Origin of the sequence: Exiguobacterium sp. s189 (genome assembly GCF_018617615.1) — a bacterium.
Classification (GTDB): Bacteria; Bacillota; Bacilli; order Exiguobacteriales; family Exiguobacteriaceae; genus Exiguobacterium; species Exiguobacterium aestuarii_A.
The window spans coordinates 73,551-86,946 of sequence record NZ_JACSKM010000002.1; the positions used below are offsets into that span (position 1 = coordinate 73,551).

Annotated in this window: 15 protein-coding genes; 3 read left to right on the plus strand and 12 right to left on the minus strand. The window is 45.9% G+C overall.

The genetic code is table 11. From position 1 onward, the window contains the following. Nucleotides 1-62 precede the first annotated feature (62 nt). The 4 genes from KNO99_RS03150 to KNO99_RS03165 form a co-directional block, all read right to left on the minus strand. Complete coding sequence (locus KNO99_RS03150; RefSeq protein ID WP_214745222.1) at nt 63-815, minus strand: tryptophan-rich sensory protein; 753 nt, start codon at nt 813-815, stop codon at nt 63-65. A gap of 116 nt (nt 816-931) precedes the next feature. Beyond that, entirely contained in the window at nt 932-1,744 is an 813-nt protein-coding gene (locus tag KNO99_RS03155) for an aldo/keto reductase (protein ID WP_214692119.1), read from the minus strand. 65 nt (nt 1,745-1,809) lie between these two features. Next, a complete protein-coding gene (locus KNO99_RS03160) occupies nt 1,810-2,604 on the minus strand; it encodes an ABC transporter permease subunit (RefSeq protein WP_214745225.1) in 795 nt (264 codons plus the stop codon). Further along, entirely contained in the window at nt 2,605-3,477 is an 873-nt protein-coding gene (locus KNO99_RS03165; RefSeq protein WP_214745227.1) for an ABC transporter ATP-binding protein, read from the minus strand. It lies immediately after the preceding gene. A 121-nt stretch (nt 3,478-3,598) separates the two neighbouring features. Between KNO99_RS03165 and KNO99_RS03170 the strand changes: the two genes are divergently transcribed. Continuing rightward, the gene (locus KNO99_RS03170) at nt 3,599-4,162 is read left to right on the plus strand and encodes a TetR/AcrR family transcriptional regulator (protein WP_214745229.1); all 564 of its coding nucleotides are present in this window, start codon (nt 3,599-3,601) and stop codon (nt 4,160-4,162) included. A gap of 36 nt (nt 4,163-4,198) precedes the next feature. On the opposite strand, the gene KNO99_RS03175 is transcribed toward KNO99_RS03170, so the two are convergent. The 3 genes from KNO99_RS03175 to KNO99_RS03185 form a co-directional block, all read right to left on the minus strand. Further along, nucleotides 4,199-5,308 carry an NAD(P)/FAD-dependent oxidoreductase gene (locus KNO99_RS03175; RefSeq protein WP_214745652.1) on the minus strand — a complete coding sequence of 370 codons (1,110 nt, stop codon included), beginning with the start codon at nt 5,306-5,308 and terminating at the stop codon, nt 4,199-4,201. Between the two features lie 78 nt (nt 5,309-5,386). Beyond that, entirely contained in the window at nt 5,387-6,121 is a 735-nt protein-coding gene (locus KNO99_RS03180) for a Bax inhibitor-1/YccA family protein (RefSeq protein ID WP_214692109.1), read from the minus strand. Nucleotides 6,122-6,147: 26 nt separating this feature from the next. Beyond that, on the minus strand, nt 6,148-6,672 hold the full coding sequence (locus tag KNO99_RS03185) for a type 1 glutamine amidotransferase domain-containing protein (RefSeq protein ID WP_026826070.1): 525 nt from the start codon (nt 6,670-6,672) through the stop codon (nt 6,148-6,150). A gap of 163 nt (nt 6,673-6,835) precedes the next feature. Between KNO99_RS03185 and KNO99_RS03190 the strand changes: the two genes are divergently transcribed. Further along, entirely contained in the window at nt 6,836-7,630 is a 795-nt protein-coding gene (locus tag KNO99_RS03190) for a thymidylate synthase (RefSeq protein WP_214745231.1), read from the plus strand. Beyond that, nucleotides 7,627-8,115: a dihydrofolate reductase gene (locus KNO99_RS03195; RefSeq protein WP_214745233.1), complete on the plus strand. Its 489-nt coding sequence runs from the start codon at nt 7,627-7,629 to the stop codon at nt 8,113-8,115. The genes KNO99_RS03190 and KNO99_RS03195 overlap by 4 nt, the downstream gene beginning before the upstream one ends. 14 nt (nt 8,116-8,129) lie before the next feature. On the opposite strand, the gene KNO99_RS03200 is transcribed toward KNO99_RS03195, so the two are convergent. The 5 genes from KNO99_RS03200 to KNO99_RS03220 form a co-directional block, all read right to left on the minus strand. Continuing rightward, complete coding sequence (locus KNO99_RS03200; protein ID WP_214745235.1) at nt 8,130-9,620, minus strand: GGDEF domain-containing protein; 1,491 nt, start codon at nt 9,618-9,620, stop codon at nt 8,130-8,132. Nucleotides 9,621-9,788: 168 nt separating this feature from the next. Next, nucleotides 9,789-11,192 carry a class II fumarate hydratase gene (gene fumC, locus KNO99_RS03205; protein ID WP_214745237.1) on the minus strand — a complete coding sequence of 468 codons (1,404 nt, stop codon included), beginning with the start codon at nt 11,190-11,192 and terminating at the stop codon, nt 9,789-9,791. Between the two features lie 103 nt (nt 11,193-11,295). Further along, the gene (locus KNO99_RS03210; RefSeq protein ID WP_214745239.1) at nt 11,296-11,688 is read right to left on the minus strand and encodes a reverse transcriptase-like protein; all 393 of its coding nucleotides are present in this window, start codon (nt 11,686-11,688) and stop codon (nt 11,296-11,298) included. Beyond that, nucleotides 11,669-12,451 (minus strand): 5'-3' exonuclease, encoded by a 783-nt coding sequence (locus KNO99_RS03215; protein WP_214745241.1) that lies wholly within the window; start codon nt 12,449-12,451, stop codon nt 11,669-11,671. Before KNO99_RS03215 ends, KNO99_RS03210 begins: the two co-directional genes overlap by 20 nt. Then, on the minus strand, nt 12,432-13,382 hold the full coding sequence (locus tag KNO99_RS03220) for a CobW family GTP-binding protein (protein WP_214745243.1): 951 nt from the start codon (nt 13,380-13,382) through the stop codon (nt 12,432-12,434). Before KNO99_RS03220 ends, KNO99_RS03215 begins: the two co-directional genes overlap by 20 nt. Nucleotides 13,383-13,396: the final 14 nt, after the last annotated feature.

Consider the following 13,396-nt stretch of genomic DNA (forward strand, 5'->3'; position numbering starts at 1 on the left):
ATTTATTTATAGGTTCTCAAGAACTCAAAAAAAGGATATCTGTTAAGATATCCTTTTCTAACTTAATGTTCTACTGTTTTACGTGGATGATGTAGAAACGATTTCGGACGCTTCCACAAGATCAAACCGATATATCCAATCGCGAGCAGTGCGAGCGCACTGACGATGACGACATACAGTGTCCCCTCTTCGATTCTTGCAAAAATACCGATATAGGCCCAGACGAATACGAGTGGATAGATGAAATCGTGATGCCACCACATAAAGAGTAGGGCTAATACAACACCGACCATCAGCATGAGAGATGTCCATGCAAGTTCATCAAGACCTAATAAAGAAGTGATCTGTTCTGTCTTCATCACGACGAACGTATTGACAATCGTTGCGACCGACACCCAACCGATATAGATCGAGAACGGGAAACGATCGAGCCAACTTGTAGATGTGCGGAATGCAATATAGTATAGCCAGCATAGAGACGCTAAGAATGCCACCATGATTACGAGCGAGAGTACGAACCACTCATTCGTAAATGCGAGAAGCCACAATCCGTTCAACACACATGAAATCAGGAATCCTGCTTTCATACGTTCGGCCTGTCGATTGGCCGTCGTCCCTTTTTTCAATTGTAAAACTAACCAGACAAGTAATGCGACATAGATGACGCCCCAAATGGAGAAGGCGTAACCCGCCGGTTTAAAGTAGAGGTCAATTTGGTCTGAAACCGCGGCATTATCCCCGCTCGCAAAATAATTGATGACGACGGTCGCTAGAAAAGCGACCCAGTTGACAATTGGCCATTTTGATAAGTCCATAAGCACGATCTTCTGAATGAAGATCAAACACCTCCTTTTAGCAACATAATAATCATTACCCGCATCCATGTGACTCTACACGTAGAAAGGGGCTCGCAAATGCGAGCCCCAAGTCATTAAAAGTCGATTTCGTCCGGATCTGGTCCAAGACGTTCACCTGTCGCCACCTGGTCGATTTTTGCCAAATCGTCCGCGTCGAGTGAAAAATCGAATACGTCGAAGTTTTCACGGATTCGGTGCGGTGTCACCGACTTCGGCAATGCGACATGACCTGACTCGAGGTGCCAACGAAGCACGACTTGTGCAGGCGTTTTTCCATGCTTCTCCGCAATTTCTGAGAAGGCATCGATCTCTAAAAACTTCCCTTGCATAAGAGGACTCCACGCCTCAATTTGAATGCCTTCATCCTGGCAATAGTCCAACAAATCCGGTTGTGGAAGCTGTGGATGAAGTTCTACCTGATTGATGAGCGGTGCCATCAGTCCTTCTTCTTTTAACGTCTCAAGATGATGTTCTTTGAAGTTGGATACACCGATTGCTTTAATCTTTCCGGCTTCATATAGTTCAATCAGGTCTTTCCAAGCATCGACGAAACCATCAACTGGCCAGTGAAGCAGACAAAGGTCTAAATAGTCTGTCTCGAGGCGTTTTAATGAGTCTTCAAACGCTTCTTTCGTCTTCCCTTCACGAATATCATCATTCCAAATTTTCGATGTAATGAATAGGTCTGAACGGTCGACTCCCGAGACTTTAATCCCTTTTGCGACACCTTCTTCGTTTTTATAAATGGCAGCCGTGTCGATATGGCGATAGCCAGTCTTGAGTGCCTCGACGACAGCAGCTGGTGCCTCTGTCTCATTGTCGACTTGCCATACCCCAAACCCAATCATTGGAATCTCTACTTTGTTTCGTAACGTAGCATATAACATTTCATTCATCCCCTTTTCTTTCTAACGAGCTGATTGTATCATACCCGACAATTTATTTCGGAAAACTAAATCGTTAAATCTTTTCGGGTAAAGCGGATGAATGAGAGTACTGAAAAGACGATTAACAAACCGATTAACCAAATAAAGTGAACACCACCGAACTCTTCACGCATGATGGCCGGAGCATCGAAGAGAGAAAAGAAAGAGATGTTCCCTAACCATTCGAACTGCTCGCTTACTCCGTTGATGATATTCACCATCAAGAAGAACGTGAAGATTCCGCCGGTCACCACGTAAGATTTACTACTGTCATCAAACAGACTGGCCAGCATATAGGCAACGACCCCTAATACGAGAAGCATGAGCGCTCCGTTCAATTGAAGCATCCATAAAACCGCATAGTCGATTTGTAAATCGAATAATACATCTGCCGCCATGAGACTGAAGCCATTTAACCCGACAAACAAGCCAACTGCAATGATCAGGATGACGAACGTAGACCATACATATGTGACACGAGAAATCGGAGCTGCCATATACAGCATGATTTCACCTGAATCGATCGGTTTAGCAAGAAGTTTCGAGGCGAACGTCAACGCAAACAACACGGCAAGTACATAAAAAATCAATCCATAGTAGTTACTCGACAATAAATTGAGCAGATTATCCATCGCCATCGTCGCATCGATTTGAAACACTTCGAGCAACTCAGGCGGTAGCGACTCTAATTTCGCCTCAATCAGTCCCGTTTCCTGAATGGATGGGAATATAGCGGCCAAAAAGAAGAGATAGACACTTGTCCCGACCGAATAACCGAGAATCCAACTGCGATTCTGTTTAAACATTGAGCGTATTAACATTTATGTCGCCTCCCCGTAGTACTGCATAAACAAGTGTTCGAGTTCGTCAGCGCCACTCTCCAATGAACGAATCTCATAGTCGGCAAGCGTTCGAATCAAGTTGTTCAAGTCTTCTGGCGACGTGATGGCGACTTCTACATGTAGTCCATCTCGTGTTCCAGTCGTTTCGGTGAATCGGATTGCCTCTGCCTCGGAAGAAAACTCAATTTGATATCGTTTTACACTGTGTTGTCTTAGTTCTTCCATATCTTCCTCAATAATGATGCGCCCGTCTTTAATCAACGCGGCTCGATCACACGTCCGTTCCATCTCAGGAAAATGGTGAGAGCTCATCAGAATCGCCTTACCTGCTTCTTTTTCTTCGATTAGCCAATCAATCAGACGTTCCTGCATGAGCGGATCGAGTCCGCTCGTCGGCTCGTCCAGAATATAGACGGGTGCCTCTTTCATGAAGCACGTGATGATGGCGAGCTTTTGTTTCATCCCTTTAGACATCTTCCGAACTTTCGTCGACTCATCGAACGCGAATCGCTCCCGAAGTCGTCGCTCTCGTGCAGGATCCGTTTTATGCAAATGCCGTGTCAATCGAATGATTTCTTCTCCGGTCATATGTTGTGGATAATTGATTTCTCCAGGCAAATAACCGACATTTCGTTTGACCTGCTCGGTTTCGCTCCAGCAGTCGAACCCGTTAATGGTCGCCTTCCCTTCGCTCGGTTTCAACAGACCCATTAGATGACGAATCGTCGTCGATTTCCCAGCACCGTTCGGTCCGATGAATCCAAAAATCGTACCGGGTAACACATCGAGTGACACATCAAAAATACCGTGGGTTGCATCGAATCGTTTTGTCAATCGTTCAATCCGAATCATCACAAACCCTCCCTTTTTGAAATATGAAATTAATATGATTACAAAACTAGTATATCACGTTCTTTTTTGAAATGGAAATGGTATATTTATTACAAAACTATAGAAAGGAGCGCTCCGACCAATGGACGGATTCGCAAAACGCACCGAGGAAAAAAGACAGGCCATCTTACGTGCCGCATATGACTTGATGACGGAGAAACAATCTCGGTTTACCGTGAGTGAACTCGCCAAGCAAGCTCATGTATCCCCCGTCTCAATCTATAATTACTTCGGCTCGAAAGAACAAGTCATCATTGAAGTGTTACAACAGATGACGGAAGAACAAATGAGCTGGATTGATGAACAAATCGAGTCGAACGCTCCGTTTGATAAGTTACTCGTCGATATTTTGAAACGAAAAATCAAAACGGCCGTTCTTTTTGATGAGACCATCACCACGATGATTCAACAGGATCCAAACTGGGAGCAGTTGGCGTCCCGTGGCTATGCATCTTTCGCCCGTTTGATCGAATACGGGAAACAAGAAGGGGCGATTGACGCCACATTATCGACCACATCCTATTTACGCTATGTTCAATTGATGCAACAGGCCATCCTGTCCGACCCGCATTTTTCAATCGGGGACATGAAAGAGACGATGGAAGACTATTTTCATTTCTTTTTGAACGGGGTCATTAAACGCTAAAAAGGTGACTGTCTATAAAGAGACAGCCACCTTTTCTTATGCTTTGAATATAAAGTCTTCAATCGGATAGAGTGAAAGGTCCACTTCACATTCACCCGTCAGGACGAGGTCACTTAACACTTTTCCGATGAACGGACCGACCGTCAAACCGGATGACCCTAGACCGTTAGCCACAAGCAATTGATTCGCCCCCGGTACTCTCCCGAGTACAGGAATCGAGTTCGGTGTGACCGGACGGAAACCGACTTTCGTTTCGATGAGTTCTGCTTCCGAAAGTCCTGGTGCTGATTCAAGCCCTTTCGTCAGCACTTCGTGGACACCAATCGCCGTCGGTCGAACATCGAACGCTTTACCTTTCTCATGGGTCGAGCCGATGACGACCTTCCCGTCTTCAAATCCAAGTAAATAACGTCGCCTTGGCGGCATGACGACCGGCCAATCCGACGCATCGGTATCTTTTAACTGGACGTGAACGAGTTGCGCCTTTTCTCCGTCGACGCGAACCGTATATCCGAGAGGCTGTAACAGCTCCGGAAGCCACGCCCCAGTCGCAAGGATGATTTCATCCGCTTCATATCGAACTCCGTCACACTCGACGCCAATCGCGTCCCCATCGGTCAACCGTGCCGAACCGTATACAAATTTCACACCACGTTTCATAGCGACTCGTTCAAGTGCTGCACGGAATTTCCCACCATCCACACGTGCGCCACCTTTGACTAGAAGCGCATTATATTCATCTGATAGTGGAGGGAAAAGACGTTGTGCCTCTTCTGCTGTCAATCGTTCTAAGTCACCGATTTCTGGTGCTTCTTCGCGGCGAATCATCGTCCGCTCCATCATTTGATCAAGTTTAGACTCTTCATGGAGGGCAAGTGTCCCGACACGTTTGTATCCGGTGTCTGTCTCCCCTTCAGTTTCCAACTCGTTCACGACATGCGGATAATAGTGTGCACCACCTTTAGCGAGTGCGTACCATGCTTTGTTACGCCGCTGGGCAATCCAAGGACAGACAATTCCCGCTGCCGCATCGGTCGCCCGTCCTTCTTCCTTACGGTCGATGACCGTCACGTCAGCTTTTCCAGCTAAATGATAGGCTGTGGAGACACCAACGATGCCCGACCCAATAATCACAATTTTCTTCATCATGTACCTGCCTTTTTAGACAGATGAACACATCCTTTCGTGAAAAAATCATCGACCCGAAGGATCGATGATTGATTGTTATTCTCTCATCGCTAGACGATACAGTAAGTCTAGCAATTCAATATACAACCAGACGAGCGTGACGATTAAACCAAACGCCGCCACCCACTCTAATTGTTTTGGTGCCCGCTCTTCGACTTGACGTGCGATGAAATCGAAGTCTAAGACGAGTGCGAGCGAAGCGACGATGACAATGACAAATTGAACACCGATGGCAAGTGGGCTTGAACCTGTCATAAACGCCAATCCTGAACCGAATAGGCTCATGACGAGTTGAACAAGATACAATAACATGACCGTAAACATAGCAGCCATGACCCCTGCTCTGAATTTTTGCGTCACTTTGACAAGACCTGTCGTGTAGACGAACCACATCGCAAACGCAACGACGAACGTCGTCATGACGGCACGGCCGACAATACCAGGGACCATCGCTTCAAAGAAGTATGAAATTGAACCGACGAAGACACCCTCGACAATTCCGTATAGCGGCGCAACGACTGGTGCCGTATTCGGCTTGAACGTGATAAGTAACGCAAAGATGAAACCGAGGATGAGTGACCCGATCATGAGCGGGAACAAGAGACCTTCCCCGATTGTAGGAACGACGAGCCACGTCGTTCCGGCTGCCGCTGTGACGAGAAGAAGCAAGGTAAACACTTTTGACCATGTTCCTGCTTTCGTCATCGGCTCAGCACTGTAAGCTGTAGACTGCATTGATTTACGAAGTAGTGGATTCGATTTTAAGTTCAACGTTGTATAGCTCCTTTATGGTTCAATTACTGTTTTGCGAACACGTCGATAAACGCACGCATGTAGTCTGGTAGATCGGGTGGTCGACGACTTGAGACGATGTGTCCATCGACGACAACAGGTTCGTCATGCCAAATAGCACCTGCATTTTCCATGTCGTCCTTGATTCCTGGTGTACTCGTGACATTCACCCCATCCAAAATATTCGCTGAAATCAAGACCCAACCAGCATGGCAAATTTGACCGATTGGTCGTTTTTGTTCATCCATATAACGAACGAAGCCTTTCACCGAATCAAAGCGGCGCAATAAGTCAGGCGACCAGCCACCTGGTACGAGAATCGCATCAAACGATGTGATATCCACATCATCGAATGATACGTCCGACTTCGCTGGCACACCATACTTCCCGATGTAGGCATGGTCTGCCTTTTCTCCGGCTAAAATGACATGCGCACCTTCTTCACGAAGACGGTGTACAGGATACCAAAGTTCTAGATCCTCGAAGTCATTACTGACAAGTTGAAGGACTTTCTTTCCTTGTAGTTTCATCAAACCCCTCCTTTTGTTCATTCCCCATTATACCCGAAACAGAGGTTCGCGAAAACGAAGAATCGTTGTTGTTTTTTCAGGATATGGATGGAATACGCTCCTAGATACTATATCTTGTGTTATCCTTTAGTCATCGAAGATTTAAAAGGAGGTTCATCACCTTATGAAGCAATATCATGATTTATGTCGACATATTCTCGAAAACGGAGTAGTGAAAGAAGACCGTACCGGCACAGGGACGACCAGCGTTTTCGGCTATCAAATGCGATTCAATTTACAAGAAGGCTTCCCCCTCATCACGACGAAAAAGCTACATACTCGTTCGATTATCCATGAACTTCTTTGGTTCATCTCGGGGGAGACGAACATTCGTTATCTACAAGAGAATGGAGTGCGGATTTGGAACGAATGGGCAGATGAAGAAGGAAACCTCGGCCCGGTGTACGGCTCACAGTGGCGCTCATTCCCACGTCCAGACGGATCGTCCGTCGATCAACTGGCTCAAGTGATTGAACAAATCAAAACGAATCCTGATTCAAGACGGTTGATCGTCTCCGCATGGAATCCTGGGCAGCTCGATGAGATGGCCCTTCCGCCGTGTCATTTACTTTTCCAATTCTATGTCGCTGATGGGAAGCTCTCTTGCCAGTTATATCAACGAAGCGCCGACACATTCTTAGGTGTTCCATTCAACATCGCATCGTATGCACTTTTGACACATATGGTCGCTCATGTAACCGGCCTAGAAGTTGGCGATTTCGTCCACACCCTTGGAGATGCTCATATTTATCATAACCATCTCGAGCAAGTGGAACTTCAACTGTCGCGTGACCCTCGTCCGTTACCACAACTTAAGATTGTTCGTGAAGTACCTTCAATTGAATCATTCCGTTTTGAGGACTTTGAGATTCTCGGATATGACCCACATCCACATATTAAAGGAGAAGTGAGCGTATGATTTCGCATGTGGTCGCATACGGACTCAATCGGGAAATCGGGAAAGACAATGATTTATTGTGGCGACTGCCGGATGATTTAAAACACTTTAAATCTGTCACGTCTGGTGGCACCGTCGTCATGGGAAGAAAAACGTTCGAATCGATTGGAAAGGCATTGCCGAACCGACGGAATATCGTCGTGACGTCCGATTCAACTTTTAAAGCAGATCACATTGAAGTGTGGCATGATTTAGAACGTCTCGTCGCAGAAAGTCAAAACGAGGAATGGTTTGTCATTGGCGGTGCGACGCTATATGAACAGACTATGTCGATGACGAGTCGAATTTATGCCACCGAAGTAAAATCCACGTTCGAAGCAGACACGTATTACCCTGAACGGAGCGGTTCATGGACGATCCAAAGTCAGACAGATCATCCGCAAGATGAAAGACATGCGTATGCCTTTTCGTTCATACAATATGAAAAAGCAGACATCGATCATTAATCGATGTCTGCTTTTTAGTCAGGTAGTTTTTCTAACCACTGTTCAATTTTTTTCGTGATGACTTCATCTTGATTATCATCAGCGTAGTCGTCATAAATCGCTTCTAGTTCGGAGGCTGTACGCTTCGAAACCGCAAGGATATGACAATATTTACCACGCTGTTCTTTCACAGCAGATAGTGTCCCTCTCGCTTCATGGACTCGGGTATCGTCTAAGACGAACATTTCGATGTTGTCGTTACAAGAATACGCTTCGTATGGACGATACACGACCTCATAGCGACGATGCTCTTTGGGCAAGCGGTTTGCAAGCGAAGTGTACGTGTTCTCGGACATCGTCACGTAAGCAATCCGTTTTTCCTCACGAACCGCCGACGTGTATCGGACGACCCGATTTCGACCATCACGTTTTGCCTTATAGAGTGCCTCATCCGCGTAAGCACACCATTCGCCAAGCGTATATCCTGTCTGACAGACACGGGTATATCCAATTGATACGGTCACTTGATGCTCGTACGGGAACTCCATCTCTTCAATCCGGGTACGGACGCGCTCCAACACCGATTCGACGATTGCTCGGTCCGATACGTTCAAGAGAATTAAAAACTCTTCTCCTCCATAGCGGATAAGTTCATCACTCGATCGAATCGCATGTCGAATTTCTTCGGAGACACGATGGAGAACGTCATCCCCATAAGAGTGACCGAACGTGTCGTTCAATTGCTTGAAATGATCGATATCGAGGAGCGCAACAGCAAAGCTCTCACCTGAGCGCTCTAACCTTGAGATGAAGCGCGTAAATGTCGCTTTTAAATACTTCCGGTTGAACGCACCGGTCAGTTCATCGACAAGTAATGCCTTTGAAACTAAACGAGACTTTTCAATATGTAGACCAAGACGGACTAACCGTTCCTCCATCGGTACCCATGATTCCCAATAGTCATCGAATCCATAGGAATAAGCAGCAAGACGATAATGCTCATTCGTTCCGATGACGATGAGCGGAACGTAAAGTTTTCTCATCTTGCTCACAAACGATTGGATGTCACGTTCTTTAAACTGTGGCCATAGTTCAACGTCCATGATGATGGCTTTCGGAACGTCCTCATAGTCATATTCGACCGCTTCTTCGAGTGTTTGCAAGAATACAGGACGTGCTCCAAGCTTCTCAACACGCGATTTATACCGACTAAATGTCGAAAAACTCGCAGAAAGAATCAAAACGAGATCCTCGTCTTCTTGTTCGATTCCTAGAACGGTATGGATGTATCGTTTCACCGGTGAGATTAATGTCATTGCCTCTGCTTGGGTAAGGACGCTAGGCAACTCCTTCGCATCAGACTCGACACGACTAAATATTTCTAACAGATGCATAAAGCGTCGCTGTCTAACCTCTTTCTTCACCCAATCAAGTAGAAACTCGATATCGGATTTAGGAATTTGTCTAGATTCTGATATTTTCTTTAAAATCATATGTATACGCTCAGTGAGTTGACCTTGCTCCATCTTCGTCCCCCCTATGTTCGTACTCCCCGAATTCTCTTATGTATCGATTATGCGACTTCTACAGATAAAATACAACTATTTCCTTATTTATTTTCTATTGTTTTACATATACCTAGTGCTTAAGCCCTAAAATAGACATAGAAAAAGCGGTCTTGCGACCGCTTTATGTTATTTTTTCACTTTTAGGTTCGGTGATGTCATCTCTTCAGGACGAATCCATTGATCAAATTGCTCTTCTGTCAATAATCCCGTTTCTAATGCCGCCTCTTTTAAAGAAGTACCATTTTTGTGTGCCAGTTTTGCGATTTTCGCAGCATTTTCATATCCGATATGTGGGTTGAGCGCTGTGACGAGCATGAGCGATTGTTCCACGTTTCGAGAAATCACATCTTGATTCGGCTCAATCCCGATCGCACAGTGATCGTTGAATGAGTGCAGGCTGTCCGTTAAGAGACGACAAGTCTGCAAGAAGTTATACATGATGACCGGTTTGAAGACGTTTAGTTCAAAGTTCCCTTGGCTCGCTCCGAAACCAATCGTCGCGTCGTTACCAAGAACTTGAGCGGCAACCATCGTGAGCGCTTCACTTTGTGTCGGGTTAACTTTCCCTGGCATGATTGAACTTCCTGGCTCATTTTCAGGAATCGTAATTTCGCCGATCCCCGCACGTGGACCCGATGCCAACCACCGTACATCGTTCGCAATCTTCATTGCATCCATCGCTAACGCTTTTAAAGCACCATGTGTAAAGACGAGTTGGTCGTGACTTGTAAGCGCGTGGAATTTGTTTACGGCCGTGACAAATGGTTTACCTGTCTCTTCAGAAATCTTTTTCGCCACGACTTCCCCAAATTCAGGATGGGCGTTGATTCCGGTACCGACAGCTGTTCCTCCGAGAGCAAGCTCTGTCAATGGTTCAATCGTCCGCTCAATCATTTGTTTTGAGAGTTCGAGCATCCGCACCCAGCCGCTGATTTCCTGACCGAGCGTGACCGGTGTCGCATCTTGAAGATGTGTGCGTCCGATTTTGACGATATCCATATACGCTTCCGCTTTTTGCGAAAGAGTTTGGTGAAGGGCATCGATTGCCGGCAAGACGTCATCTTGCACGGAAAGGATGGCCGCAATGTGCATAGCTGTCGGATACGTGTCATTCGAGCTCTGCGATTTGTTGACATCATCATTCGGATGAATCCAAATCGATTGCTCACGCGCATGCAATTTGATATTCGCAATGTTCGCGATCACTTCGTTGACGTTCATGTTTGATTGGGTACCCGATCCCGTTTGCCAGACGACGAGTGGAAATTCAGCGTCGTACTTTCCTTCTAAAATCTCATCGGCTACTTCCGCAATGATTTCAGCTTTCTCTTCTTCCAGTACTCCAAGTTCAGCGTTGGCGAGAGCCGCCCCTTTTTTCAAGATTGCGAAGGCACGTATAATCTCAAGCGGCATCTTTTCTGCACCGATTTTAAAGTTCTCAAGACTACGTTGCGTTTGTGCTCCCCATTTTGCATCAGCCGGGACTTTGATTTCCCCCATCGTGTCCCGTTCGATTCGATAATCCTTCATGCTAAATTCCCCCTCTATAGTTGACTACGCTTTCATTTTAGCGAAAAACCATCTAAAAAGAAACGACTCAATCCAAAAAGCGACCAAGAATGATCTTAGTCGCTTACTTCGTTCCGTTTAATGCTTCACGTGCAATGACATCTGCACGATTTTCTGCACGAGGAATCCATTTGATAAAGACGTTCGGTAAATCATCATACGCAATCAACGCTTTGAGAAAGAGGGGTTTGGCCGAGGAATCTTTCATGAACCGTTGCTCCAACGCACGAACAATCACTTCCGCATCGGAGTAGAGCATGAATGACGTCTCTCCTTGCATCGTATGCGCCATTTCAAGTGCATAGGCACAAGCCGCTAATTCTGCATGGACACTGGACAAACCTTGCGTTTGACGCTTGAACGTCGAGACCGTACCGTCTGATGACTTAATCCAGACACCAAGCCCGTTCTCTACGGTTGTCTGATTTGTTGCTGCGTCAAAATAAATGTGAACCAAATCGATACGCCTCCCAGTCCGTATTAATCGGCGCATGGATATCAATTTGTGACAGACGTTTAGATAAGAGCGCAATCTCTTCATGCCCGTCTAATTTTTTTGCAAACTTCTGATGTGGTGCCTCGAGCGTTGCATTTTGAACGTGCGTGTAGAGCGTTTCGACCGTATCGTAATGTTGAATCAAGATGGTTGCCGTTTTTGGCCCGATGCCACGAACGCCAGGGATATTATCCGAAGAATCACCTTGTAATGCTTTCACGTCGACAAACTGATATGGTTTCACCCCATACATCGCTTCAAACGAACTCTCATTGACGAGTTGTTCTTCACCTTTTTTCGGCATGATTTGAAACACGTTTGGTGACAATAATTGTAGTAAGTCACGGTCAGATGAATAAAGATATGATTCTCCTGGGAACGCTGAAGCCACAGCTCCCATCAAGTCGTCCGCCTCATATCCGGTCAATTCTGATTGTAGAATCCCTCGCTCGTCCAAAGCCGCTCTCAACTTGACATAGTCTTCGAAGAGCGGTTCCGGCAATCCGTTACGCGTCGCTTTATATTCAGGATAAAGGGCATAACGATGCGTCGTTTCTCTCGTCCCGTCCCAAAAGAAAGCGATGTGAGAAAAGTCCGTCGTCCAGGCATCGACTTTTCGAAGCAACCCTTTCACCGTCACATCCGGGTCGAGTGCTCTTCTCCGCTCCGTTGCAAAATAATAACGTGATAATAAGTTAAATCCATCAACGAGAATGAGTTTCATCCTGCTCCACCTCACATGCTTTTAATCCTCGTGCCAATGCATCGGCATCTAGTTCTTTTCCAATCCAGACAAATACTGAACGGTTTCCTTCATGTACCTCGTTCGCAAACGTCGCGCCCATGAGTTGATTCGTTGCTTGAATGACGAATTTTCGATTCTCATCTTTGAGACGAACGATTGCTTTCATTCGATAGATTGAATCCTCATAATGCATCAGTACCTCACGAACATATCGCGTCACACGTTCACGAGAGAGCGGACGATCTGCATTCAACGTGATGGCCCGAAGCGAAGAAACAGATTCGGTCGCTTCTGTGAGACGACTCAATTGTTCTTCATCGACTCGCGACAGTTGGAACGTGTTTTCAAGAAGGTCAAATTCCCCTTCAGTCTGGACCGTTTCCACCACACGAACGGTTGGATTGATTTGAGAGATCCGTGCTCGGGCATGTTTCAACTCCTCGCTCGAGACTAAATCTGTTTTGTTTAATAAAATCATGTCTGCATACGCGATTTGATGAATGCCTTCTTTGAACAAGTCGCGATCCATTTGACTAGCATCGACGACAGTCAAGATGGCGTTCATTTTAAAATGTTGACGTAAGTACTCGTCATAATAAATCGTCTGGATGATTGGGGCTGGGTCGGCAACACCGGTCGTCTCGATGATGATTCGGTCAAACGTCTCATTCTTTGCCACGAGTTGATAAAATGTCTTACTCAAATCATTTTGAATCGAACAACAAATACAACCATTCGATAGTTCGATTTGCTCCTGGTCCATTTTTACAATCAACTGTTCATCAATATTGACCGCCCCGAGTTCATTGACAATCAAACAAATCTTCTCATCTGTCGCAGCGAGTAGACGGTTCATATACGTCGTCTTTCCTGCTCCTAAAAATCCGGTCACTAACTGAACGGGAATCATAGTACCACCCTTTT